At 70.5% G+C, this 22,939-nt stretch carries 25 protein-coding genes and 1 pseudogene; 13 read left to right on the forward strand and 13 right to left on the reverse strand.

The genetic code is table 11. The features are described 5' to 3' along the window. The first annotated feature begins 4 nt into the window (after nucleotides 1-4). Genes E9934_RS09820 through E9934_RS09835 form a run of 4 tightly spaced genes read left to right on the forward strand, consistent with a single transcriptional unit; the run spans nucleotide 5 to nucleotide 4,185 of the window. A complete protein-coding gene (locus E9934_RS09820) occupies nucleotides 5-1,072 on the forward strand; it encodes a thiolase domain-containing protein (protein WP_136562722.1) in 1,068 nt (355 codons plus the stop codon). After that, the gene (locus E9934_RS09825; protein ID WP_136562723.1) at nucleotides 1,072-2,235 is read left to right on the forward strand and encodes a thiolase domain-containing protein; all 1,164 of its coding nucleotides are present in this window, start codon (nucleotides 1,072-1,074) and stop codon (nucleotides 2,233-2,235) included. The genes E9934_RS09820 and E9934_RS09825 overlap by 1 nt, the downstream gene beginning before the upstream one ends. Before the next feature lie 30 nt (nucleotides 2,236-2,265). Further along, entirely contained in the window at nucleotides 2,266-3,033 is a 768-nt protein-coding gene (gene map, locus E9934_RS09830) for a type I methionyl aminopeptidase (RefSeq protein ID WP_136562724.1), read from the forward strand. Nucleotides 3,034-3,075: 42 nt separating this feature from the next. Then, entirely contained in the window at nucleotides 3,076-4,185 is a 1,110-nt protein-coding gene (locus E9934_RS09835; protein WP_136562725.1) for a carboxylate-amine ligase, read from the forward strand. 29 nt (nucleotides 4,186-4,214) lie between these two features. Here the strand turns inward: E9934_RS09835 and E9934_RS19590 are convergent, their stop codons facing one another. The 5 genes from E9934_RS19590 to E9934_RS09855 form a co-directional block, all read right to left on the reverse strand. Next, nucleotides 4,215-4,367, reverse strand: coding sequence for a hypothetical protein (locus E9934_RS19590; RefSeq protein WP_158294976.1), 153 nt, complete (start codon nucleotides 4,365-4,367; stop codon nucleotides 4,215-4,217). A gap of 70 nt (nucleotides 4,368-4,437) precedes the next feature. Beyond that, nucleotides 4,438-5,010, reverse strand: a complete 573-nt coding sequence (locus tag E9934_RS09840) for a PepSY domain-containing protein (protein ID WP_136562726.1) — start codon at nucleotides 5,008-5,010, stop codon at nucleotides 4,438-4,440. 116 nt (nucleotides 5,011-5,126) lie between these two features. Then, entirely contained in the window at nucleotides 5,127-6,479 is a 1,353-nt protein-coding gene (locus tag E9934_RS09845) for a sensor histidine kinase (RefSeq protein ID WP_202977259.1), read from the reverse strand. 1 nt (nucleotide 6,480) lies between these two features. Then, nucleotides 6,481-7,158 (reverse strand): response regulator transcription factor, encoded by a 678-nt coding sequence (locus E9934_RS09850; RefSeq protein WP_136562728.1) that lies wholly within the window; start codon nucleotides 7,156-7,158, stop codon nucleotides 6,481-6,483. Nucleotides 7,159-7,254: 96 nt separating this feature from the next. Continuing rightward, nucleotides 7,255-8,490: a cytochrome P450 gene (locus E9934_RS09855; RefSeq protein ID WP_136562729.1), complete on the reverse strand. Its 1,236-nt coding sequence runs from the start codon at nucleotides 8,488-8,490 to the stop codon at nucleotides 7,255-7,257. A gap of 197 nt (nucleotides 8,491-8,687) precedes the next feature. On the opposite strand from E9934_RS09855, the gene E9934_RS09860 reads away from it, so the two are divergent. Together E9934_RS09860 and E9934_RS09865 are read left to right on the forward strand one after the other, a co-directional pair. Beyond that, complete coding sequence (locus E9934_RS09860) at nucleotides 8,688-9,851, forward strand: steroid 3-ketoacyl-CoA thiolase (RefSeq protein ID WP_136562730.1); 1,164 nt, start codon at nucleotides 8,688-8,690, stop codon at nucleotides 9,849-9,851. Between the two features lie 66 nt (nucleotides 9,852-9,917). Next, nucleotides 9,918-11,351 carry an NAD(P)/FAD-dependent oxidoreductase gene (locus E9934_RS09865; RefSeq protein ID WP_136562731.1) on the forward strand — a complete coding sequence of 478 codons (1,434 nt, stop codon included), beginning with the start codon at nucleotides 9,918-9,920 and terminating at the stop codon, nucleotides 11,349-11,351. Here E9934_RS09865 and E9934_RS09870 read toward each other — a convergent pair whose 3' ends face one another. After that, nucleotides 11,352-12,245 (reverse strand): SDR family oxidoreductase, encoded by an 894-nt coding sequence (locus E9934_RS09870; protein ID WP_136562732.1) that lies wholly within the window; start codon nucleotides 12,243-12,245, stop codon nucleotides 11,352-11,354. Continuing rightward, nucleotides 12,242-13,024 carry an SDR family oxidoreductase gene (locus E9934_RS09875; protein ID WP_136562733.1) on the reverse strand — a complete coding sequence of 261 codons (783 nt, stop codon included), beginning with the start codon at nucleotides 13,022-13,024 and terminating at the stop codon, nucleotides 12,242-12,244. The genes E9934_RS09870 and E9934_RS09875 overlap by 4 nt, the downstream gene beginning before the upstream one ends. Nucleotides 13,025-13,066: 42 nt before the next feature. Here E9934_RS09875 and E9934_RS09880 point away from each other — a divergent pair, with 42 nt between their 5' ends. From E9934_RS09880 to E9934_RS09910, 7 genes are all read left to right on the forward strand, one after another. Next, on the forward strand, nucleotides 13,067-13,831 hold the full coding sequence (locus tag E9934_RS09880) for an enoyl-CoA hydratase family protein (RefSeq protein WP_136562734.1): 765 nt from the start codon (nucleotides 13,067-13,069) through the stop codon (nucleotides 13,829-13,831). Beyond that, the gene (locus E9934_RS09885; protein ID WP_238694874.1) at nucleotides 13,828-14,721 is read left to right on the forward strand and encodes a CoA transferase subunit A; all 894 of its coding nucleotides are present in this window, start codon (nucleotides 13,828-13,830) and stop codon (nucleotides 14,719-14,721) included. The genes E9934_RS09880 and E9934_RS09885 overlap by 4 nt, the downstream gene beginning before the upstream one ends. Continuing rightward, the gene (locus E9934_RS09890; RefSeq protein ID WP_136562735.1) at nucleotides 14,718-15,482 is read left to right on the forward strand and encodes a CoA-transferase subunit beta; all 765 of its coding nucleotides are present in this window, start codon (nucleotides 14,718-14,720) and stop codon (nucleotides 15,480-15,482) included. Before E9934_RS09885 ends, E9934_RS09890 begins: the two co-directional genes overlap by 4 nt. Continuing rightward, entirely contained in the window at nucleotides 15,475-16,545 is a 1,071-nt protein-coding gene (locus tag E9934_RS09895; RefSeq protein ID WP_136562736.1) for an NAD(P)H-dependent flavin oxidoreductase, read from the forward strand. Before E9934_RS09890 ends, E9934_RS09895 begins: the two co-directional genes overlap by 8 nt. A 69-nt stretch (nucleotides 16,546-16,614) precedes the next feature. Then, the gene (locus E9934_RS09900) at nucleotides 16,615-16,869 is read left to right on the forward strand and encodes a hypothetical protein (protein ID WP_136562737.1); all 255 of its coding nucleotides are present in this window, start codon (nucleotides 16,615-16,617) and stop codon (nucleotides 16,867-16,869) included. A 16-nt stretch (nucleotides 16,870-16,885) separates the two neighbouring features. After that, nucleotides 16,886-17,233 carry a hypothetical protein gene (locus E9934_RS19595; RefSeq protein WP_158294977.1) on the forward strand — a complete coding sequence of 116 codons (348 nt, stop codon included), beginning with the start codon at nucleotides 16,886-16,888 and terminating at the stop codon, nucleotides 17,231-17,233. Between the two features lie 57 nt (nucleotides 17,234-17,290). Then, complete coding sequence (locus E9934_RS09910; protein WP_136562738.1) at nucleotides 17,291-18,004, forward strand: PilZ domain-containing protein; 714 nt, start codon at nucleotides 17,291-17,293, stop codon at nucleotides 18,002-18,004. Nucleotides 18,005-18,009: 5 nt separating this feature from the next. On the opposite strand, the gene E9934_RS19600 is transcribed toward E9934_RS09910, so the two are convergent. The 6 genes and pseudogenes from E9934_RS19600 to E9934_RS09935 all read right to left on the reverse strand — a co-directional run bounded on the left by E9934_RS19600 (nucleotide 18,010) and on the right by E9934_RS09935 (nucleotide 22,911). Next, a complete protein-coding gene (locus E9934_RS19600; RefSeq protein WP_158294978.1) occupies nucleotides 18,010-18,147 on the reverse strand; it encodes a hypothetical protein in 138 nt (45 codons plus the stop codon). A gap of 125 nt (nucleotides 18,148-18,272) precedes the next feature. After that, nucleotides 18,273-19,118, reverse strand: a complete 846-nt coding sequence (locus E9934_RS09915) for an immunity protein Imm33 domain-containing protein (RefSeq protein WP_136562739.1) — start codon at nucleotides 19,116-19,118, stop codon at nucleotides 18,273-18,275. A 30-nt stretch (nucleotides 19,119-19,148) separates the two neighbouring features. Further along, nucleotides 19,149-20,339, reverse strand: a pseudogene (locus E9934_RS09920) (acetyl-CoA C-acetyltransferase). Then, nucleotides 20,308-20,910, reverse strand: a complete 603-nt coding sequence (locus E9934_RS09925; RefSeq protein ID WP_136562740.1) for a TetR/AcrR family transcriptional regulator — start codon at nucleotides 20,908-20,910, stop codon at nucleotides 20,308-20,310. Before E9934_RS09925 ends, E9934_RS09920 begins: the two are co-directional and overlap by 32 nt. Further along, nucleotides 20,888-21,691 (reverse strand): SDR family oxidoreductase, encoded by an 804-nt coding sequence (locus E9934_RS09930; RefSeq protein ID WP_162851542.1) that lies wholly within the window; start codon nucleotides 21,689-21,691, stop codon nucleotides 20,888-20,890. Before E9934_RS09930 ends, E9934_RS09925 begins: the two co-directional genes overlap by 23 nt. Nucleotides 21,692-21,696: 5 nt before the next feature. Beyond that, entirely contained in the window at nucleotides 21,697-22,911 is a 1,215-nt protein-coding gene (locus E9934_RS09935) for an acyl-CoA dehydrogenase family protein (protein WP_136562741.1), read from the reverse strand. Between the last annotated feature and the right edge of the window lie 28 nt (nucleotides 22,912-22,939).

Raw genomic sequence — 22,939 nt, forward strand, 5'->3', positions numbered from 1 at the left:
ACAGATGCGTGACGTCGCCGTCGTCGGGTTCGCCCAGCGACAGATGCCCCAATTCGACGGGTCGCCGACCTGCGTCGAGCTCCTCGTTCCGGTGTTCAAGGAGCTCTACGAGCAGACCGGCTGGACCCGCAAGGACGTCGGATTCTGGTGCTCCGGCTCCTCCGACTACCTCGCCGGCCGCTCGTTCTCGTTCGTCCAGGCGGTCGACGCGATCGGCGTCATCCCGCCGGTCAACGAGTCGCACGTGGAGATGGACCTGGCCTGGGCCATGTACGAGGCCTGGATCAAGATCCAGACGGGCGAGGTCGACACCGCCCTCGTCTACGCCTTCGGCAAGAGCTCGGCCGGCGTGCTGCGCCGTACCCTCGCGCTGCAGCTCGAGCCCTACACGATGACGCCGCTGTGGCCCGACACGGTGTCCCTGGCGGGCCTGCAGGCCCGCGCCGGCATTGACGCCGGTCTCTGGGACGAGCGCGCCATGGCCGAGGTCGCCAACCGCTCGCTGACCGACGCGGAGAAGAACGATCACGCCATCCGCAAGGGCGGCTCGTCGGTCGAGGAGCTGCTCGCCCGACCGATGTACGCCGACCCGCTGCGCAAGCACGACTGCTCGCCGGTCACCGACGGTGTCGCAGCCCTGGTGCTCGCCGCCGGCGACAAGGCCCGCGACGTCCGCGAGCGTCCGGCCTGGCTCACCGGCATCTCCCACTCCATCGACCCGATGGGCATGGGCGTCCGTGATCTGGCCCGCTCGCCCTCGGCCCAGCGGGCCGGTGCCGCGCTCGACCTCGGCGGCGTCGAGGTCGCCGAGCTGCACGCACCGTTCAGCCACCAGGAGCTCATCCTCCGCACGGAGCTCGGCCTGGGCGACGACGTCGTCATCAACCCGTCCGGCGGCGCGCTCGCGAGCAATCCGATGTTCTCCGGCGGCGGCATCCGCGTCGGCGAGGCGGCGCAGCGGATCTGGTCCGGTGACGCCGACAAGACCCTCGCCCACGCCACGAGTGGCCCCGCCCTGCAGCAGAATCTCGTCTGCACCCTGGAAGCCTCGACCGAAGGAGAGCGGATCTGATGGGCAAGCAGCCTGCAGCCATCATCGGCGTCGGCCAGACGCACCACCGTGCCAAGCGCGAGGACGTCTCCATGGCGGGCCTGTGCCGCGAGGCCATCGACCGCGCGCTCCTCGACGCCAACCTGACGCTCGACGACATCGATGCGATCGTCGTCGGCAAGGCGCCGGACCTGTTCGAGGGCGTGATGATGCCCGAGCTGTTCCTCGCCGAGGCGCTCGGCGCGGCCGGCAAGCCGCTCCTGCGCGTCCACACCGCCGGCTCCGTCGGCGGCTCGACCGCCATCGTCGCGTCGTCCCTGGTCCAGGCCGGCGTCCACAAGCGCGTGCTGACGGTCGCCTACGAGAAGCAGTCCGAGTCCAACGCGATGTGGGCCCTCTCGGTGCCGCTGCCGTTCAACATGCCGGTCCACGCCGGAGCCGGCGGCTACTTCGCGCCGCACGTGCGGTCCTACATCCGGCGCTCGCAGGCACCCACCCACGTGGGCGCGATCGTGGCCGCCAAGGACCGCAACAACGCGTTGAAGAACCCCTACGCTCACCTGCACAACGAGGGCACGACCGTCGAGTCCGTGCTGGCCTCGCAGATGCTGTGGGACCCGATCCGCTACGACGAGACCTGCCCCTCGAGCGACGGTGCGTGCGCGCTGGTCATCGTCGACGAGGACACCGCGAAGTCCTCGCCGAACCCGGCCTGGATCCACGGCACCGTCATGCGCTCGGAGGCCACCACCGCCGCCGAACGAGACCAGGTCAACCCCCAGGCCGGTCGCGACGCAGCAGCCGCCCTGTGGAAGCAGGCCGGCATCACCTCGCCGATCGACGAGATCGACGCGGCCGAGATCTATGTGCCCTTCTCCTGGTTCGAGCCGATGTGGCTGGAGAACCTCGGCTTCGCCGCCGAGGGCGACGGCTGGAAGCTGACCGAGGCGGGCGAGACCGCGATGACCGGCAGGATCCCGGTCAACTGCTCGGGCGGCGTCCTCTCGTCCAACCCGATCGGCGCGTCCGGGATGCTGCGCTTCGGCGAGGCGGCCCTCCAGGTGCGCGGTGCGGCCGGCGAGCACCAGGTCGACGGCGCGCGCAAGGCGCTGGGCCATGCCTACGGCGGCGGGTCCCAGTTCTTCGCGATGTGGGTCGTCGGGGCGGACAAGCCCAGCAACTGACGATTCCCGGCGCGCCGTAGGCTGGGGCCCGTGATCGAGCTTCGTACCCCGACCCAGATCGAGCAGATGCGTCCCGCGGGACGCTTCGTCGCCTCGGTGATCCAGGCGCTCATCGAGAAGGCCGACGTCGGGGTGAACCTGCTCGAGCTCGACGAGCTGGCCCACCGGATGATCAAGGACGCCGGCGCGGAGTCCTGCTACATCGACTACCACCCGTCCTTCGGCGCGAGCCCGTTCGGCAAGGTGCTGTGCACCTCCGTCAACGACGCCGTCCTGCACGGACTTCCGTTCGACTACGTCCTGCAGGACGGCGACCTGCTCTCCGTCGACTTCGCCGCCTCGGTCGACGGCTGGGTCTCGGACTCGGCCATGTCGGTCGTCGTCGGCAACGGTGACCCGAAGGACCAGTGGCTCATCGACGTCACCCAGCGTGCGCTGGACGCCGGCATCGAGGCCGCCCGCGCCGGCAACAAGCTGGGCGACATCTCCTTCGCCATCGGCAGCGTCGCGCACGCCGAGGGACTGAAGGTCAACCTCCAGTTCGGCGGCCACGGCGTCGGCAAGACCATGCACGGCGAGCCGCACGTCCCCAACGACGGACGCGCCGGCCGCGGACTGAAGCTGCGCCCCGGCCTGGTGATCGCGATCGAGCCCTGGTTCCTGCACACGACCGACGAGATCGTCTTCGACCCCGACGGCTGGACGATCCGCAGTGCCGACGGCTCCCGCGGCGCCCACGTCGAGCACACGGTCGCCATCACCTCCGGCGACCCGCTCGTGCTGACCGCCCGCGACTGACCCGTCCCGGCTGCCCGCACGGCGCGCGGGTACAGGACCGGCGTGGGTCGCACCGTCGGAGTCGAGGAGGAGCTGATCCTCGTCGATCCCCTGACCCGGCGCGCCTCACCCCGCTCGCAGCAGGTGCTGAAGTACGCCGCCGAGAGCGGGCTCGCCGGCCACGACGTTCTCGACCACGAGCTGTTCCGCCACCAGCTGGAGACCCGGACACCACCCTGCAGCGACCTCGGGGAGCTGCGTGACCACCTGTGGGCCGGGCGGCGCGCCGCCGCCGTGGCCGCTGCTGGCGTCGGGCTCGGCACGGCCGCATCCGGCGCGGTGCCCATCGAGAGCGGCGAGCCCCGACCGACCCGCGACGACCGCTACCTCGCGATGATCGAGACCTACGGCGAGATCGCCAGGCCCGGCGGCACGTGCGGCATGCACGTGCACGTCAACATCGACTCCGACGACGAGGGCGTGTCGGTGATCGACGCGATCACCCCCTGGCTCCCGGTCCTGCTGGCGATCAGCGCGAACTCGCCCTTCCACCTCGGCCGCGACACCGGCTATGCCTCGTGGCGCTCCCAGTCCTGGGCGCAGTGGCCCAGCGCGGGACCGCCGGAGCGGTTCGGATCCGCACAGGCCTACCACGACGTCCGGCGGCGCCTGGTCGCCTCCGGCGCGGCCGCCGACGACGGGATGCTCTACTTCGATGCCCGCCTGTCCCGCAACCAGCCGACCGTCGAGGTCCGCATCGCCGACGTCTGCACCGATCTGGAGGACGCCGTGCTGATGGCGGCCCTGACCCGCGGCCTGGTCGAGCGCGCGGCGGACGACGATGCCGCGCCCCGGGACGCCGCGTGGAGAGCCGAGCTGCTGCGCGCGGCGCGCTGGCGCGCTGCCCGCTTCGGCCTGGCCGACCGGCTCCTGGACCCCGTCACCGGTGAGCTCGAGCCGGCTCGACAGGTCGTCGAGAGCCTCGTCCGCCACGTCCGGGACCAGCTCGACGACAACGGCGACACCGACCTCGTCGGGACCGGCGTCGACCGCGTCCTTGCCGAGGGCGGCTCCGCTCGGCAACGCGCAGCCCATGAGCGCAGTGACGGCAGTCTCGTCGCGGTGGTGGACGAGCTCGTCCTGCGGACCAACGCTGGGCCCACAGCGCCCTGACCAGCAGCGTCAGCGCCCCCGCGCGGGACTCAGTTGGAGAGGCCCCAGAAGAAGCCGAACACGCCGCAGGCCACGCCCAGGCCCACGATCAGCCAGAGCGAGATCCACGCCAGCGTGTGCATGCCGTGCTGGTAGTGGTTCTCGGAGAACCCGGGGAAGTGCTCGGTGTTGACGTCGCCCATTGCGACCTCCTTAGATCAGCCTGCGTCCTGCCCAACGCTACTGCACCCGGAGCCGACCCGGTCGGCACGCTCAGCGATCGGCGTGGGTCGCGACGATCCCGAAGTCCGCGTCGAGCTCGATGTCCCACTCCAGGCCGTCAGCATCGCGCACCTCGACCTCGTAGGCGACGCCACGGACGTCGCTCGCTTCGACATCGATCACCGTGCTGCCGGGCTTCTCGGTCAGCGCGGCCTTCTCCGCGGCGGTCCGCTCGGCATCACTGAGGACGCGGTCATCGGCGTCCGGGCGCTCGTCGCTGTCGTCGTCGCGGTCGTCGTCGCGGTCGTCATCCCTGTCATCGCGGTCGTCGTCGTGCTCCGTGCTGACGACCTCGAGGTCCTCGTCGAGGAGGACGTCGACCTCGCGGCCGTCCTCGAGCAGGACCTCGACCTCGTAGCCGTCCTCGCCGTCGTCGGCACGTTCGACGTCGAGGGCGCGCCCGCCGCCGGCAGCGGAGGTGGCCGCATCGGCGGCGCGGGTGCGCTCGTCACCGCGGACCTCGTCGGCCGAGGCGACCCACACGGTGCCGCCGACGGCCAGCGCAGCGACGGCGAGCGTGGCGGGGATGACGACCTTCTTGGAGCGCAGACGGGCGATCTTCATGATGTGTCCTCTCGGATGAGCTCTCGTGCCACCGCTCTCGGTGGCCTCGTGGCACGAGCCTGCCGAGGGGGCGCTGAAGCCAGCCTGAAGGCTCCTGAAGGGCCGTTCAGGCAGGGTCAGGCGGGTCTGGCGGGAAGCCGGACGACGAACCGGGCTCCGCCCAGGTCCGACCCGTCGACCGTCACCGAGCCACCGTGGGCGGTGACGACCTCACGGACGATCGCGAGGCCCAGTCCGCTGCCACCGGCGTCGCGGGTGCGGGCGTCGTCGAGCCGGACGAAGCGGTCGAACACCCGGTCACGGTCGGGCTCAGGGATCCCCGCGCCGTCGTCCTCGACGGTCAGGACGACCCCGCCCGACTGGTCACCGAGCGAGACACGCAGCGCTCCCTCGGCGTGCCGCGCGGCGTTGTCGACGAGGTTGCGCACGACCTGACCGAGGGCGACCGCGTCACCCACGACCCGCGCAGCTCCGACACCGGTGGCGTCGACCGTGAGGCCGAGCCGACGGATCCGTCGTACATCGGAGAGGACGAGGTCGTCGAGGTCGATCTCGGTCGGGGCGGTGCGCGGACGACCGTCGCCCATCCGGGCGAGCAACAGGAGCTGGTCGACGATGGCCTGCATCCGCAACGCCTCCTCGAGCACGGTCTCGCTCAGCTCTTCGTGGCCGACCGCCTCGGGGTGGGCGCGAGCGACCTCGGCGACCTGGCGCAGACTGCTCAGGGGCGAGCGCAGCTCGTGCGAGGCATCGCCGACGAACTGCTCCTGCCGGTCCCGCGCCCGCTGGAGCCGGGCCAGCATGTCGTTCATCGTGCGGGCCAGGCGACCGATCTCGTCGTCGGCGGCAGGCTCCGGCACCCGGCGCTCGAGCTCGGCACCGGTGATCAGGTCGACCTCGCGGCGGATCTCGTCCACCGGCCGGAGCGCCCGGCCCACGATCAGCCAGGTCGACAGGCCGAGGACGGCGAGCAGGGCGGGCAGCCCGACCAGCAGCGGCGTCACGAGCGCGGCCGTCGTCTCGTCGACGTCCTCGAGGGAGACCGCTGCCGTGACGACGTAGCCGGGACCGGCGTCGACGGTCTCCCGGGCCACGACGTAGGGGTGGTCCTGCATGAGATCGAAGACCGCTCCATCCTCCTCCGGGAGCACGGTGTCCGCGCCGGACGACGCGACGCTGAACCCTTCGTCTCGGTCGACGACCTGCCAGACAACGTCGTCAAGATCATCCTCGTCGTCCTCTTCATCATCGTCATCGAGGTCGCCTCGCGGTGACGGCGGCACCTGACCGGCCTCGAGCTGAGCGGCGAGCGAATCCACCTGCTGCTCCGCGGCGGACTCGGCACTGTCGCGCAGGGAGTCGCGGACGGCGAACACGAGCGCCGCGGCGCCGACCAGCAGTGCGGCCGCGACCACGAGCACCGCGGCGAGGGTGGTGCGGGTGCGGATCGAGGTGGTGGACCAGCTCACGTCAGCCCCCGTCGCTCGCGAGCCGGTAGCCGGCGCCGCGGACGGTCTGGATCGCGTCCTTGCCGAAGGGCCGGTCCAGCTTGTTGCGGAGGTGGCGGACATAGACCTCGACGATGTTGGGATCGCCGTCGAAGTCACCGTCCCAGACGCCGTCGAGGATCTGGCGCTTGGAGCAGACGTCACCGGCGTGGCGGGCCAGGAAGGCGAGGACGGCGAACTCGCGCGCCGTCAGGCCGATCTCGTCGTCCGCCCGCCAGGCCCGTCGGGCGGCCAGGTCGATGCGGAGGTCGCCGAACCCGAGCTCGGTCGGACGCTCACGTGCACCCCTCCGGGCGACCGCGCGCAGGCGGGCGACGAGGACGGGGAACGAGAAGGGCTTGGTGAGGTAGTCGTCGGCGCCGGTGTCGAGCCCCTCGACCTGGTCCCACTCGCCGTCCTTCGCCGTGAGCATGAGGATCGGCGTCCAGTTGTCCTCACCCCGCAGCGTCTCGCACACCTTGTAGCCATTGATGCCCGGGAGCATCAGGTCGAGCACGATCGCGTCGTAGTCGTTCTCCCGGGCGCGCCACAGCCCGTCCGTGCCGTCGTGGGCGACGTCGACCGCGAAGCCCTCCGCCTCCAGCCCCAGCTTCAGCGATCGCGCCAGCCTCACCTCGTCGTCGACGACCAGGACGCGCATCGGACCTCCGGCAGGGGAATCGACAGGGAAAAGGCAGAGCAGGGCGGCTCCATTGTCGTGGAGCCGCCCTGAATCTGCGCTGAAGGAGTCAGCCGGTCAGGCGTACTTGACCTGCATCTCCTTGATCGCGTTGAGCCACCCCGAGCGCAGGCGACGGGGCTCCTCGGCCAGCTGGATGTCCGGGGCAAGGTCCGCCAGGGCCTCGAAGATCAGCTTGATCTCCATCCGGGCGAGGTTGGCGCCGATGCAGTAGTGCGCACCGTGACCGCCGAACGCCACGTGCGGGTTCTTCTCCCGCGTGATGTCGAAGGTGAACGGGTCGTCGAAAACGGTCTCGTCGAAGTTGGCCGAGGCATAGAAGATGCCGACGCGCGCACCCTTCTTGACCTCCTGGCCGGCGACGACGACGTCGTTCTTGGCCGTGCGCTGGAACACCGTGACCGGTGTCGACCAGCGGATGACCTCGTCGATCATCGTCTCGGGCCGCTCCTTCTTCCACAGCTCCCACTGCTCGGGGTGCTGGAAGAAGGCGTGCATGCCGTGGCTGATCGCGTTGCGGGTGGTCTCGTTGCCGGCGACCGCGAGGAGGATGACGAAGAACCCGAACTCGTCGTTGGTCAGCGCGCCGTGGTCGTCGTCCTGGCCGACGCTGACGAGCTTGGTGACGATGTCGTCCTGCGGGTTCGCGCGCCGCTCGTTGGCGAGGGCGTCGAAATAGACCAGCAGCTCCATGGAGGCGGTGGCCGGGTCGGAGGTGTTGTCCGGGTCGTCGTAGCCCATCATCGAGTTGGACCACTCGAAGATCTTTTTGCGGTCCTCCTGCGGTACGCCGAGGAAGTCGGCGATCGCCTGCAGCGGGAGCTCGGCGGCGAGGTCCTCGACGAAGTCACCCGTGCCGCGGTCGACGGACTCCTGGACGATCTCGTAGGCGCGGGCGCGCAGGTTCTCCTTGAGGCTGGCGATGGCGCGCGGCGTGAAGCCGCGCGACACGATGCCGCGCATCTTGGTGTGGTCCGGCGGGTCGTGGTGGATCAGCATCGCGCGCTGGACCTCGACCTGGTCGCGGGTCATGTCCTCGGCGAAGCGGATGATGACGCCGTTCTCCGCGGTCGACCAGTTCTCGTTGTCCTTGGAGATCTCGCGGACCTCCTGGTGCCGGGTGCAGGCCCAGTAACCGGTGTCGAGGAAGCCGGCCCGGGCCTCGGGCGGCTGCTCGATCCAGCGGATCGGCTCGTTCGCGCGCAGGGCACGGAACTCCTCGTGGGGCAGGGCCGCCGCATTGATGTCGGGATTGGTGGGATCCCAGTCGGTCGGAATGAGGAGCTCGGTCACGCCACGAACCTTTCACTGCAGGTGGACACATGGGGGTTGCTCGAAGGGTGCTCCGTGTCGTGACCCGGGTCACTGGAACACGTTCTAGAGCCACACTACAAAGCATCGCGCGATTACGAAAGGCTTTCGTCCAGCGAGTTGCCAAAGACAGCGGGACGAAACAAGAACGTGTTCTAGTTCGGTGTTATCGTGGGGCCATGGGCACCCCTGTCATCGTCGAAGCCGTCCGCACTCCCCTCGGTCGCCGCAAGGGCCAGCTGGCGGGCATCCATCCGGCCAACCTCCTCGGATTCGTCCAGGCCGAGGTGCTGCGACGGGCCGGTGTCGACTCCGAGCTCGTCGAGCAGGTCATCGGCGGCATCGTCACGCAGGCGGGCGAGCAGTCCAACGACACCGTCCGGCGGGCGTGGATCCACGCCGGGCTGGCCCAGCACACCGGCGGCACCACGCTCGACGCCCAGTGCGGCTCGGGCCAGCAGGCCTCCCACCTCGTCAACGACCTGGTCGCGGCCGGCACGATCGACATCGGCATGTCGTGCGGCGTCGAGTCGATGTCGCGCATCCCCCTGGGCGGCAACGTCCCGGCGGGCCTCGGTGACCCACGTCCCGAGGACTGGAGCATCGACATGCCCAACCAGTTCGAGGCGGCCGACCGGATCGCCCGCAACCGCGGCATCAGCCGAGCCGACCTGGAGGCCTTCGGTGCGGCGTCGCAGGCCAAGGCCCGGGTCGCGGTCGACGAGAGCCGCTTCAAGCGCGAGATCGCTCCGCTTGAGGCCCCCGTCCTCGACGACGAGGGCAAGCCGACCGGCGCGACGCAGGTCGTCGAGGCCGACGGCGGCCTCCGCGACACCACGCTGGAGGGCCTCGCCGGACTGCGCACCGTGCTCGAGGGCGGACTCCACACCGCCGGCACCTCATCCCAGATCTCCGACGGTGCCGCCGCCCTGTTGATCATGGACGAGGACAAGGCGCGTGCGCTCGGCCTGAAGCCCCGTGCCCGGATCCGGAGCCACTGCCTGGTCGGCTCCGACCCCTACTTCCACCTCGACGGCCCGATCGACGCCACCCAGCGCATCCTGGACCGGACGGGGATGGCGATCAGCGACTTCGACCTCTTCGAGGTCAACGAGGCCTTCGCCTCGGTCGTGCTGTCGTGGGCCGGCGCACACCGGGTCGACATGGACCGGGTCAACGTCAACGGCGGCGCCATCGCACTGGGACACCCCGTGGGCGCGACCGGGGTCCGTCTCATCACCACCGCGCTCCACGAGCTCGAGCGCCGCGACGCCTCGACAGCGCTGATCTCGATGTGCGCCGGCGGCGCCATGGCCACCGGCACGGTCATCGAGCGGATCTGACCCCGATCTGACCGACATCCGGTCAGGCCCATTGCCGCGACAGCGTGTCGCGGCAAGACTCGCCCCATGGGCTCCCGTCACCACGTCGTCGTTGTCGGCTCCGGCTTCGGCGGACTCTTCGCCACCAAGGCGCTCAAGCGCCCCGACGTGGATGTCACGCTGATCTCGAAGACCACCCATCACCTGTTCCAGCCGCTGCTCTACCAAGTCGCGACGGGCATCCTGGCGCAGGGCGAGATCGCCCCGCCCACCCGCGAGGTGCTGGCCCGGCAGGAGAACGCCCGCGTCGTGCTGGGTGAGGTCAACGCGCTGGACCTCCGGGCGCGCACCATCACCTCCGACATCCAGGGGCGGGTGCACCAGCTCTCCTACGACTCGCTGATCATCGCCGCCGGCGCCGGCCAGTCGTACTTCGGCAACGACCACTTCGCCGACTTCGCCCCCGGCATGAAGACGATCGACGACGCGCTCGAACTGCGCGGGCGGATCTTCGGTGCCTTCGAGCTGGCCGAGCTCGCCGAGACGAAGGAGGAGCTCGAGCGCTACCTGACCTTCGTCGTCGTCGGCGCGGGACCGACGGGCGTGGAGATGGCCGGCCAGATCGCCGAGCTCGCGCACAAGACGCTGCGCCGTGACTTCCGCAGTTTCGACCCCCGTCAGGCGCGGGTGGTCATGGTCGACGCCGCACCGCAGGTGCTGCCACCGTTCGGCGCCAAGCTCGGTGCCGTTGCCCAGAAGTCGCTGGAGAAGCGTGGCGTCGAGGTGCTGCTCGGCGGCATCGTGACCACCGTCGACCAGCTCGGCATCGAGCTGCAGCACAAGGACGGCTCGACCACGCGGATCGAGGCCGCCACGAAGGTGTGGGCGGCCGGAGTCCAGGCGTCACCGCTCGGCAAGCTCCTTGCCGATCAGACCGGCGCCCAGCTCGACCGCGCCGGACGCGTCGCCGTGAACCCCGACCTCACGCTGCCCGGCTATCCCGAGGTCTTCGTGGTCGGCGACATGATGGCGCTGGACAACCTGCCCGGTGTCGCGCAGGTCGCGATCCAGGGCGGCAAGTACGCCGCGAGGACGATCAACCAGCGTGTCGAGGAGAAGGCGCCCCCGGGCCCGTTCAAGTACTTCGACAAGGGCTCGATGGCGACGATCTCGCGCTTCAGCGCGGTCGCCCTCGTGGGCAGGCTGCGGCTGACCGGCCTGATCGCCTGGCTGATGTGGCTGGTGATCCACCTGCTGTATCTGACCGGCTTCAAGAACCGGTTCACCGCGCTGCTGCACTGGCTGGTGACCTTCGCGAGCAACAGCCGCTCGGAGCGGACCGCGACCGCTCAGCAGATCTATGCCCGCCTGGCGATCGGTCGTCTCGAGGGAGGGACGGCGTCGGTGGCCTCCTCGCCGGCCCACTGGAACGACCTCCGTGCGGAGCTCGAGGCGAAGGCCGCCGAGGAGACCCGGCTCACCGACAGCGGTGAGCGTGGGTCGCGGGTCGAAGCGGGCTGATCAGGCGCCGTAGACGGGCTCCGGAGCCGGCGCCTCGGCCAACAGCTCGCGCAGGGCGGGACCGACCTTCTCGGCCTCCCACCGGGCGCCGGCGTCGCGGGAGGGACCGTGCGCCCAGGCGTTCTCCACCGTGATCACGCCGCCGTCGACCTCGATGACGCGGCCGGTCACGTCGCCGGCCTCCTCGGAGGCGAGCCAGGCGACGATCGGCGAGTTGTCCTCCGGCAGCGCCATCGCCGAGGTGTCGAAGGCGCCCTCGGTCATCCGGGTCTTGGCGACCGGCGCGATCGCGTTGACCGTCACCCCGACCCGGCTCAGCTCGGCCGCGGCGACGAGGGTCATCGTGGCGATGCCGCCCTTCGCGGCGGAGTAGACGACCTGCCCGATCGAGCCCTGCAGGCCGGCGCCGGACGTCGTGTTGATGACCCGAGCCACCCGCTGACGGCCCTGCTTCGACTCCGCGCGCCAGTAGGCAGCAGCGTGGCGCAGCGTGGCGAAGTGGCCCTTGAGGTGCACCCGCACCACCGCGTCGAACTCGTCCTCGGTCGCGTTGACCAGCATCCGGTCGCGGACGAACCCAGCGTTGTTGACCAGGATGTCGAGGCCACCGAAGGTCTCGATGGCCTGCTGCACCAGGGCGGCGGCCTGCTCGAAGTCGGCGACGTCGGCGCCGTTGACCACGGCCTCGCCCCCCATCGCCTCGATCTCGGCGACCACCTCGTGGGCCGGGCTCTGCCGATCGGAAGGGGCGGTCTTCTCACCGTTGTTGGAGACGCCGAAGTCGTTGACGACGACCTTCGCACCGTGCCGGGCCAGCTCCAGCGCGTGCGCACGTCCGATGCCACGACCCGCGCCGGTCACGATCGCGACGCGACCCTCGAGAAGCTTGCTCACTGGGACTCTCCTTGTGTGTTCTGGGCGTTCTGGGCGATGTGGAGGAAGACGGGCTGCTCGCCGCCTCCGTGGCAGGCGAGCCGCGCTCCCGAGACGTAGGACGCCAGGTCGCTGGCGAGGAACGCGACGACCTGTCCGATCTCGGTGACGTCCGCCATCCGGCCGGCGGGGATGGTGGCCTCGATCGCCACCACGGTCGCATCGCCGCCGTAGTGGTCGGCCGTGTCGGGCGTGCGGACCAGGCCCACGTCGACCGCGTTGACCCGCACCTTCGGTCCCCACTCCTGGGCGAGCGACGCGGTGAGGGCGTCGACGCCTGCCTTGGCGGCGCCGTAGGCGGCCGTCCCCGGCGAGGGACGGGACGCGGAGATGGAGGAGATGTTGATGATCGCCCCGCCGCCGGGCTGGCCCTGCATGACGTGGTTGGCGGCCTGGCTGACCAGGAGCGAGGACATCAGGTTGAGGCCGACGATCTTGTCGTGGAAGCGGGGCGAGGCCTCCGCAGCCAGGGCGTACGGCGCCCCGCCGGCGTTGTTGACGACGATGTCGAGGCGATCGTGCTCGGCCGTGAGGGCGTCGATCAGGGCGGCGACGGACTCGGGGTCCCGCACGTCGCACAGGCGGTGCACGGCCCCGGTCGGGGGCTCGGCCTCGGAGCGTCCGCAGGTCACGACCGTGGCGCCGGCGGCGAGGAGGACCTCGGAGATGCCGCGGCCGATGCCGCGCGCGCCGCCGGTGACGAGGGCGACGCGACCGGTCAGGTCGAGGTGGAGTGGCATGGGCGCCACCCTACCAAGCAAATGCTTGGTAGGGTGCTGGACATGACGATCTCCAGTGAGCTGCGTGACGACGGCATCCGCGTCATCACGATGAACGCTCCCCCGGTCAACGCCCTCACCGTGCAGGGCTGGTTCGACGTCGCGGCCGCCCTCGACGAGGCCGGCGCGGACCTCGCGACGAAGGTCGTCGTGCTGCGCGCCGAGGGCAAGGGCTTCAACGCCGGCGTCGACATCAAGGAGATGCAGAACACGAGTGGCTTCGACGCCCTGCTCGGCGCCAACAAGGGCTGCTACGCCGCCTTCAAGGCCGTCTACGAGTGCAGCGTCCCGGTCATCGCCGCCGTCAACGGCTTCTGCGTCGGCGGGGGCGTCGGCCTGGTCGGCAACGCGGACTGCGTGGTGGCGAGCGACGACGCCTACTTCGGCGTACCCGAGGTCAACCAGGGCGCCCTCGGCGCCGCCACCCACATGGCACGCCTGGTCCCGCAGCACATGATGCGCACCCTCTACTTCACGGCCCGCACCATCCCGGCGAAGGACCTGGTCCAGTTCGGGTCGGTGCTGGAGGTGGTCCCCCGCGACGAGCTCGACGAGGCAGCGCTGCGCGTGGCCCGCGACATCGCCGCCAAGGACACCCGGGTGATCCGCGCCGCCAAGGAGGCGCTCAACGGGATCGACCCGATCAACGTCAACCAGTCCTACCGCTGGGAGCAGGGGTTCACTTTCGAGTTGAACCTGATGGGCGTCAGCGACGAGCTCCGCGACGACTTCGCGGGCACGGACAAGAGCAAGGGAGCCAGCCAGTGACCCGCAAGCCCCGCGACAAGCGGATGTCCATCGACGAGGTGGTCGCCACCCTCGAGGACGGGATGACCATCGGCATCGGGGGCTGGGGCCCACGACGCAAGCCCATGGCGCTGGTCCGCGCGATCCTGCGCTCGGACCTCAAGGACCTGACCATCGTCAGCTGGGGCGGCGCCGATGTCGGCCTGCTGGCCCGCGCGGGCAAGATCCGCAAGGTCGTCTACGCCTTCGTGTCCCTCGACTCGATCCCGCTCGAGCCCAACTTCCAGCGGGCCCGCCAGAACGCCACGATCCCGGAGGTCGTCGAGCTCGACGAGGGCATGTTCCAGACCGGCCTCAAGGCCGCCGCGGAGCGGCTGCCCTTCCTGCCGATGCGTGCGGGCCTGGGCTCCGACGTGCTGGTCAACAACCCGTGGATCAAGACCGTCACCAGCCCCTACGACGACGGTGCCGGTCACGAGGAGCTCGTCGCTGTCCCCGCGCTGAAGCTGGACGTCGCCCTGGTGCACCTCAACCGCGCGGACGTGCACGGCAACGCGACCTACCTCGGTCCGGACCCGTACTTCGACGACCTGTTCGCCATGGCGGCCGACCGGACCTACCTGAGTGTCGAGCAGATCGTCGACACGGCCGGCCTCACCGTCGACACCCCCGTGCAGCGCGTCCTGCTCAACCGGATGATGGTGACCGGAGTCGTCGAGACCCCCAACGGCGCGCACTTCACCAACTGCGTGCCCGACTACGAGCGCGACGAGCGCTTCCAGAAGGCCTATGCCGCCGCGGCCGGCGGGTCCGACGAGGACTGGGCCGCCTTCGAGGAGCGCTTCCTGCCCGGCGACGAGGCCGCCTCCCAGGCCGCAGTCGCGGCGTTCGCAGAGGAGACGAGCCGATGAGCAATGACACCACCACCCGCGCGGACGTGTGCGCCGCCGCCATCGCCGACGCCTTCGCCGACGACGGCGAGATCTTCGGCAGCCCGATGGGCCTGCTGCCGATGCTGGGCGTGCGGCTCGCGAAGCTGACGAGCAACCCCGACCTGGTCATCTCCGACGGCGAGTCGCTCTTCCTCGCCGGCGTCCCGCCGCTCTTCGCCAAGGGAGACGTGGTGGAGGGCTGGATCCCGTTCCGCCGCGTCTTCGACGTCGTCGCCTACGGCAAGCGCCACGTGATGATGGGCGCCACCCAGGTCGACCGCCACGGCAACCAGAACATCTCGGCGATCGGCGACTTCGCCCAGCCGAAGCGTCAGCTGCTCGGCTCCCGCGGGGCGCCCGGCAACACGGTCAACAACCGCACGTCCTACTGGGTGCCGAAGCACTCCCCCCGCGTCTTCGTGGAGAAGGTCGACATCGTCTCCGGCGTGGGGCCCCGCAACGCGAAGGCCGCCGGTCCCGGAGCCTCGCGCTACAACGACATCCACCGGGTCGTCAGCAACCTCGGTGTCTTCGACCTGACCGGCGCCGACGACACGATGCGACTGCGCTCGGTGCACCCCGGCGTCACCGTCGACGAGGTCGTCGAGGCCACGGGCTTCACCCTCGACATCCCCGCGGACGTCCCCGTCACCCGGGAGCCGTCCGTCGAGGAGCTCCTGATCATCCGCGAGGTCCTCGACCCCAAGGGACTGCGCTTCCGGGAGGTCCCCCATGAGTGAGCAGCGCCTGCGCACCGCCTTCACCGACCTGGTCGGGATCCCCCACCCCGTGGTCCAGACCGGGATGGGCTGGGTCTCCGGCCCACGCCTCGTCACCGGCACCGCCGAGGCCGGCGGGCTCGGCATCCTGGCCTCCGCCACGATGACCTTCGCCGAGCTCGAGGCCGCGATCATCGAGGTCAAGGGCCGCACCGACAAGCCCTTCGGCGTCAACCTGCGGGCCGACGCGGGCGACGCCCCGGACCGCTGCCAGCTCCTGATCGACCACGGCGTCAAGGTCGCCTCGTTCGCCCTGGCCCCCAAGCCGGAGCTGATCGCGAAGCTCAAGGAGCACGACATCGTCGTGATGCCGTCCATCGGCGCCGCCAAGCACGCGAAGAAGGTCGCGTCCTGGGGAGCCGACGCCGTCATGGTCCAGGGCGGCGAGGGCGGCGGCCACACCGGCGCCGTCCCCACGACGCTGCTGCTGCCGACCGTGCTGGACGCCGTCGACATCCCGGTGATCGCCGCGGGCGGCTTCTTCGACGGACGCGGCCTCGCCGCCGCGTTGTCCTACGGCGCCGCCGGGGTCGGCATGGGCACCCGCTTCCTGCTCACGCAGGACTCGGCCGTGCCCCAGGCCGTCAAGGAGCTCTACCTGTCCAAGGGCCTGACCGACACGGTCGTCACGGCGAAGGTCGACGGCATGCCGCACCGCATGCTCCGGACCGACCTGGTCGACTCGCTCGAGGAGACCTCAGCCGTACGACGTCTCGGCCCGACCGCGCGCCGGACCGTCGAGTTCAAGAAGTCGTCCGGCATGTCATGGACCGGCCTCCTCAAGGACGGTCGCGCCATGAAGAAGGCCCAGGGCCGCACGCTGGGCCAGATGGCACTCGCGGCCAACACCCCGACGATGCTCCGGGCCGGGCTGGTGGAGGGCGACACCTCGGCCGGCGTGCTCGCCAGCGGGCAGGTCGTGGGTGTCATCGACGACCTCCCCACCTGCGCCGAGCTCATCGACCGCATCGTCACGGAGGCAGCAGCCGAGCTGACCCGTGCGGCGTCCTACGTCGTCTCGTGAACCGTCGGACCGCTGCCCTAGGCTCGATGTCGTGAACGCCCGATGAGCAAGCTCGATGCAGTCCGCGCGATGCGCGAAGCCCGTTTCTCCGAGTCCCAGTCGCGCGCCGGCCAGCCCGCCAGCCGCTCGAAGCCGAGCGCCGACACCACGACGCCGGCGAAGAAGGTGGCGAAGAAGGGTGCGACGAAGAAGGTCGCATCCCCGACGACCCCCGCTGCAGCGTCCGACGACGCCGCCGACGCACTGTGCGGGCACCGCAACATCAGCGGCCGGACCTGCACCCGCGAGCGTGGCCACACCGCCAAGTCGCACCGCTACTCCTGACCGATAGCCTGCACTGGTGAGCCAGGAGTCCCGCCCCCGTCGTCGCCACCTCATGGACCCCAACGCGCCTCGACAGGCGCCGGACCCCGAGGCAGTCGCCCGACTGCAGCGGGTGCAGCGACGGATCATGTCGGCGCTGCTCGTGACGACCGTTCTGCACCTGTCGGTCGGGCTCGTGATCGCAGCCGACCACGTCGGTGACGACCGGCTCGACGCCCAGATCGGCCTGTGCGTCATCGCGGGAGCCTTCATGACGGGCGGAGGCGTGACGACGCTGCTGGTGCTGGGACGTTCGTGGAGGTCGCCGTGGCTGATCGTCGGCTGTCTGCCGACGGTCGTCGGCCTGTGGTGGGTCCTCCGCTGACCCTGCCGTCCCCGTCCGGGACCTCAGGTCCCGGGACCGGCGGCCGATGGGCCAGCCATGACGGAGGTCACCCGTGAGCGAGCCCTCACGCCCGACGTGCACCCTGCCTTGCTCCAGGCCGTGTCCCTGACCCTGCGGCCGACCGCTGGCGAGCCACTGACGATCAAGACCAAGGTGCTCGACATCGAGCCGCGCCCCGACGGCAGCGCCCGTCTCGCCGTCGTCTGCCCGGACGGCCTGGACGCCCGGGAGCACCACTTCGACGCCACGGTGAGCTGGACCTATCCACTGGGCCGGATGGAGTGTGCGATGAGCACCCGTCCCGTGCGCCGCGCCTACGGCGAGGTCTGGTTGCTGACGCCGACCGCCGCGCCGACCCGGATGCAGCAGCGCGCCTTCTTCCGGGCGCGCGTCGCCGTGCCCGTCGTGATCGCCTGGTCCGAGCCGGCCGACGACTCCGACGACTCCGACGACTCCGACGACTCCGACATCGAGGCGACCGAGCCGACCGAGCTGACGGGTGTCGTCGTGGACATCAGTGAGGGCGGCTTCCTGGCCACGCTGCGGGTGGACCCGCCGAGCATCGGGACATCCGTCGACATCACCCTCCGCATCGACGGCACCAACCTGCACCAGAGCGGCCACGTCGTGCGCCATGTCCGTTTCGCCGGCGGCGGCCACGGCGTGGGCGTCGCCTTCGGCGACCCGGCCGTCCACGGCGACCGTATCCGCAAGCTGGTCTTCACCACCGAGCGGCGCCGGCTGCGCTGACCTGGTCAGGACGTGCGGCGGATCCAGCGCAGTCCGATGACACGGCCGGCGACGTAGCCGACGACATAGCTGCCGAGCAGGACGAACGAGAAGTCGGTCGTCGGGTGCTCGTGGAAGTGGTGCTGGACATTGAGGTGGCTCATGGCGGGCCTCCTTCCGGCGGGGAATGACTCATCGGCGGCACGGGGCCGCCGATGAGCCCACTACCGGGCGCTTCGACCGTAGTCAGTCGGGATCAGCCGGGACGCTCGAGCACGGCGTCCGACCGTCAGTCCTCGGGGATGTCGACCTGGTAGACGTCGTGCTCCGTGCCGGCGGCGAGGGTGAAACCCCAGCCTGTCGGGAGCGCCACGTAGGGCCAGATGGCGGGGTGCGCCTCGTGCATCTCCTGAAGGGTGGCCACGGTGAAGCCCACCGTCGTGCGGACCTCCTCGAAGTCGTCGTTGTCGGCGAACACCACCCATCCGGTGTCCCGGCGACCGGCGTCGGCGGGGAAGCGCGCGCCATAGACGAGCAGCGACTGGGGCGTGACGTTCTTGGCCAGCAGTCCGCAGCCCATCGGCCAGGGCGGCTCCGGTCGCGCACCGACGCGGTCGCACACCTCCTGCTGGTCGCCGCGCAGGCGCGGCGGCGCGAGCGGATCGACAGGTGTCGTCGGATCGATCCCCGGATGGTCGGGATCGGACTCCCACCTCGCGAGGAACGCGACGAACTCGTCGTGGTCCGGGATCCGTCCGCCCGTGGCGATCAGGTGGGTCAACGGGATCCGTAACCGGTCATTGGGCAGGAGACGGGTGTGGGTCCCGAACGGCAGGTTGTCCAGCGCGCACTCGACGGTGTCGCCGTCGACTTCCAGCACGATCGCCCACATCCGCTCGACCTGGGTGACCAGGCGCGGTCGACCGGCCTCGTCGTAGGGCGTCAACCGGTCGCGCACGACGTCGGCGATCGTTGCCACGTCGAACGTCGCGCGCACCATGCTGCCCGGGCCCAGTGCGTCGAGCTCGGCCGGCGTCGGCATCTCGAAGGTGTCCGGATTCGCCGCTGCCATCGGTCGCGGATCCACCAGGGCCCAGCCACCGCGCGCCAACAGGTCCCCGAGCTCTGCGTCCATGCGGCCCATCCAAGCACGTGACCCGGATGGTCAGCCCAGACGCTCGATGATGGTGACGTTGGCCTGACCGCCGCCCTCGCACATGGTCTGCAGGCCGTAGCGGCCACCCGTGCGCTCCAGCTCGTTGAGCAGGGTCGTCATCAGGCGGATGCCGGTGGCGCCGATCGGGTGACCGAGCGCGATGCCGCCACCGTTGACGTTGACCTTCTCGTGCGGCGCGCCGGTCTCCTTCATTCACGCCAGGACGACGGAGGCGAACGCCTCGTTGCACTCGAAGAGGTCGATGTCGTCGATGGTGATGCCCGACTTCTCGACCGCGTGCTTCGTCGCGCCGATCGGCCCGGTGAGCATCCAGACCGGGTCGTCGCCGCGGACCGAGAGGGGGACGACGCGAGCGCGCGGCGTCAGGCCGTGATCCTTCACCGCCTGCTCCGAGGCGATGAGCATGGCCGACGAGCCGTCGCAGATCTGCGAGGCGACGGCCGCGGTGATCCGCCCGCCGGGGGCGAGCGGGTCGAGGCCGGCCATCTTCTCCAGCGGGGTCTCCCGCGGGCACTGGTCGGTGTCGAAGACCGAGCCGTCGGCCAGCGCGAAGGGGACGATCTCGTTGGCGAAACGGCCCTCGGCGATCGCCGTACGAGCGCGCTCGTGGGAGGCCAGCGCGAAGGCCTCCATCTCCTCGCGACTCAGGTCCCACTTCTCGGCGATCATCTCGGCGGAGCGGAACTGGCTGACCTCCTGGTCGCCATAGCGCTTCAGCCAGCCGGGCGACTCGGCGAAGGGCGTGGAGAAGCCGTACTGCTGCCCGGCGAGCATGGCGGCCGAGATCGGGATCGCGGACATGTTCTGCACCCCACCCGCGACGACGAGGTCCTGCGTGCCGGACATGACGCCCTGGGCCGCGAAGTGGACGGCCTGTTGGGAGGAGCCACACTGCCGGTCGATCGTGACGCCGGGGACGTGGTCCGGCAGCCCCGCCACCAGCCACGCGGAGCGCGCGACGTCGCCGGCCTGCGAGCCGATCGTGTCGCAGCAGCCGAGGATCACGTCGTCCACGGCTCCGGGGTCGATGCCGGTGCGCTCGACCAGTGCGGCGAGCGTGTGGCCGGCGAGGTCGGCGGAGTGGACGGCGGCGAGGGCGCCGCCGCGCTTGCCGACCGCGGTGCGGGCGGCGTCGACGATGTAGGCCTCAGGCATTGTTGATCCCATCACTAATTCCATCGAGGAGAATCCGGACGTACTGGTCGGCGACGTCGGTGTGGCCGAGTCCGCCGCCGGGTCGGTACCAGCGGACGGCGACCCACACGGTGTCGCGGATGAAGCGGTAGGTCAGCGTCACGTCGAGGTCGGGGCGCAGCGCACCCGCGGCGATGCCCTCCTCGATCAGCGTGACCCAGACCTGGCGGGACTGGGCGTTGCGGTCGGCGAGGTAGCCGAAGCGGTCGAAGCTCCCCAGGTGGTCGGCGTCGTTCTGGAAGATCGCGACCTCGTGCGGGTGCTGGTCGATCGCCTCGAAGGACACCCGCACCGCCCGCTCCAGCTTGGTGCGGGCGTCGTCGCCGCTGGCGAGGATCGCGTCGTACTGGCCGAAGAGCTCGTCCTGGAAGGTCTGCAGGATCTCGTCGACCATCGACTCCTTGGAGTCGAAGTGGTGATAGAGGCTCCCCGACAGGATGCCGGCGGCGTCGGCGATGTCGCGCACCGTCGTGTTGCGGAAGCCCTTCTGCGCGAACTGCTGCGCCGCGATCCGGAGGAGCTCCTCGCGGCGGCTAGGCGTGCTGGCTGCTGACACTGATCACCTCACCGGTCAGGTACGACGAGTAGTCGCTCGCGAGGAACACCATCACGTTGGCCACCTCCCACGGCGCGGCGGCGCGCCCGAAGGCCTCGCGCTGCTTGAGCTCCACCAGCAGCTCGGGCGAGGTGACCTTCTCGAGGAAGGGGTGCATCGCCAGGCTCGGTGAGACCGCGTTGACGCGGATGCCGTGCGGCGCGAGGTCGAGAGCGGAGCAGCGGGTCAGCGCCATGACGCCGGCCTTCGCGGCGGCGTAGTGGGCCTGGCCCTCCTGGGCGCGCCAGCCGATGACGGAGGCGTTGTTGACGATGACCCCCTTCTTGCCCGCGGTCACGAACCGCTGCCCGACCGCGCGGGTGGCGCGCATGGTGCCGGTGAGGGTGATGTCGATGACCCGGTTCCAGGTCTCGTCGGTGACCTCGAGGATCGAGTCCGTGCCACCCAGGCCCGCGTTGTTGATCATGATGTCGACGCCGCCGAACTCCTCGGCCGCGTCGAGGAGCGCCTGGACGTCCTCCTCCTTGGTCACGTTGCAGACGAGCTGGCGGACCCGGTCGGCGCCGAACTCGCCGGCCAGGGCCTCCTCTGCCTCAGCGAGGCGACGCTCGTGGGTGTCGCTGAAGACGACCGCCTTCGCGCCCTCCTCCAGCGCCCGCCGTACGACGGCCGCGCCGATGCCGGCACCGGCGGCCGCGGTCACGACGACCACCTTGCCGGCCAGCAGGTCGTGCCCGGGGACGTAGTCGGGAGTGGGCTGCTCGGGTCGCATCGAGGTCATCTGGGTCAGGCTCCCTTGGGTTCGCGGGGAAGACCGAGCACGCGCTCGGCGAGGATGTTCTTCTGCACCTCGTCGCTGCCGCCATAGATCGTGTCGGCTCGTGAGAAGAGGAAGAGGCGCTGGTGGTCGTCGAGGTCGTAGCCTCCGGCTGGCTGCGTGGGTCGGGCGAGGAGACCCTCCGCGCCGGCGACGTCCATCGCCACCTCGCCGAGCGTGCGGTGCCAGGTGGCCCACGCCAGCTTGAAGATGGACCCGGCGCCGCCGCCGGCCGCCGAGTCCTCGCCGCCCGAGACGAGGGCGAGGGAGCGGAGCGCATAGCTGCGGATCACCGAGAGCTCCGCCTTGAGGCCGGCCAGGCGGTCGCGCACCACCGGGTCGTCGATGGAGCCGTTGGTCCGGGCGCGGTCGACGACCGACTCGAGCTCGCGGGCGAAGCCGACCGTCTGGCCGAGTGTGGAGACGCCCCGCTCGAAGCCGAGCAGGCCCATCGCCACGCCCCAGCCCCGTCCCGGCTCGCCGACAACGAGGTCGCCGGCGGTGCGGGCTCCGGTGAAGAACACCTCGTTGAACTCCGAGCCGCTGGTCAGCTGCTCGATCGGACGGACGTCGACGCCCTCCTGGTCGAGCGGGACCAGGAGGAAGGACAGGCCGTTGTGGCGGGTCGAGCCCGCCTCGGTCCGCGCGACGACGAAGCACCAGTCAGAGAGGTGGGCCAGCGAGGTCCAGACCTTCTGCCCGTCGATGACCCACTCGCCCGTGCTGTCATCGAGCCGGGCCCGGGTCTGGACGTTGGCGAGATCGGAGCCGGCGTTGGGCTCGGAGTAGCCCTGCGCCCACAGCTCGCGCACTGCGACGATCTCGGGCAGGAAGCGGGCCTTCTGCTCCTCGGTGCCGAACGCGATGAGGGTCGGGCCGAGCAGCTGCTCGCCGAGGTGGTTGACCCCGGCTGGCGCGTTGGAGCGTGCGTACTCCTCGTGGAAGATCACCTGCTGCCACAGGCTCAGGCCGCGCCCGCCGTGCTCGGTGGGCCAGCCGACGGCGGTCCAGCCGTGATCGGCGAGCAGCCGGTTCCAGGCCAGCCTCGCCTCGTGCGCCTCGTGCTCGCGGCCGGGGCCACCGAGCCCGCGCAGGTCTGCCCACTCGCCGACGAGGTGCTCGGCGAGCCAGGTGCGCACCTCCTCACGGAAGGCACGGTCCGGGGCGCTCTCGGTCAGGTCCACTCCCCCACCCTACCAAGCATTTGCTTGG

The organism is Nocardioides caeni, assembly GCF_004912195.1.
In the GTDB taxonomy this organism is placed as follows: Bacteria; Actinomycetota; Actinomycetes; order Propionibacteriales; family Nocardioidaceae; genus Nocardioides; species Nocardioides caeni.

What these genes read in the sequence shown, in the direction of transcription:
- E9934_RS09910 (WP_136562738.1), top strand. Translation starts at nt 17,291, where the DNA reads ATGACGGAGGTCACCCGTGAGCGAGCCCTCACGCCCGACGTGCACCCT.
- E9934_RS19590 (WP_158294976.1), bottom strand. Translation starts at nt 4,367, where the DNA reads ATGGGCGACGTCAACACCGAGCACTTCCCCGGGTTCTCCGAGAACCAC.
- E9934_RS09865 (WP_136562731.1), top strand. Translation starts at nt 9,918, where the DNA reads ATGGGCTCCCGTCACCACGTCGTCGTTGTCGGCTCCGGCTTCGGCGGA.
- E9934_RS09900 (WP_136562737.1), top strand. Translation starts at nt 16,615, where the DNA reads ATGCGCGAAGCCCGTTTCTCCGAGTCCCAGTCGCGCGCCGGCCAGCCC.
- E9934_RS19600 (WP_158294978.1), bottom strand. Translation starts at nt 18,147, where the DNA reads ATGAGCCACCTCAATGTCCAGCACCACTTCCACGAGCACCCGACGACC.
- E9934_RS09880 (WP_136562734.1), top strand. Translation starts at nt 13,067, where the DNA reads ATGACGATCTCCAGTGAGCTGCGTGACGACGGCATCCGCGTCATCACG.
- E9934_RS09850 (WP_136562728.1), bottom strand. Translation starts at nt 7,158, where the DNA reads ATGCGCGTCCTGGTCGTCGACGACGAGGTGAGGCTGGCGCGATCGCTG.
- E9934_RS09895 (WP_136562736.1), top strand. Translation starts at nt 15,475, where the DNA reads ATGAGTGAGCAGCGCCTGCGCACCGCCTTCACCGACCTGGTCGGGATC.
- E9934_RS09840 (WP_136562726.1), bottom strand. Translation starts at nt 5,010, where the DNA reads ATGAAGATCGCCCGTCTGCGCTCCAAGAAGGTCGTCATCCCCGCCACG.
- E9934_RS09930 (WP_162851542.1), bottom strand. Translation starts at nt 21,691, where the DNA reads ATGACCTCGATGCGACCCGAGCAGCCCACTCCCGACTACGTCCCCGGG.
- E9934_RS09820 (WP_136562722.1), top strand. Translation starts at nt 5, where the DNA reads ATGCGTGACGTCGCCGTCGTCGGGTTCGCCCAGCGACAGATGCCCCAA.
- E9934_RS09890 (WP_136562735.1), top strand. Translation starts at nt 14,718, where the DNA reads ATGAGCAATGACACCACCACCCGCGCGGACGTGTGCGCCGCCGCCATC.
- E9934_RS09860 (WP_136562730.1), top strand. Translation starts at nt 8,688, where the DNA reads ATGGGCACCCCTGTCATCGTCGAAGCCGTCCGCACTCCCCTCGGTCGC.
- E9934_RS09825 (WP_136562723.1), top strand. Translation starts at nt 1,072, where the DNA reads ATGGGCAAGCAGCCTGCAGCCATCATCGGCGTCGGCCAGACGCACCAC.
- E9934_RS09875 (WP_136562733.1), bottom strand. Translation starts at nt 13,024, where the DNA reads ATGCCACTCCACCTCGACCTGACCGGTCGCGTCGCCCTCGTCACCGGC.
- E9934_RS09915 (WP_136562739.1), bottom strand. Translation starts at nt 19,118, where the DNA reads ATGGACGCAGAGCTCGGGGACCTGTTGGCGCGCGGTGGCTGGGCCCTG.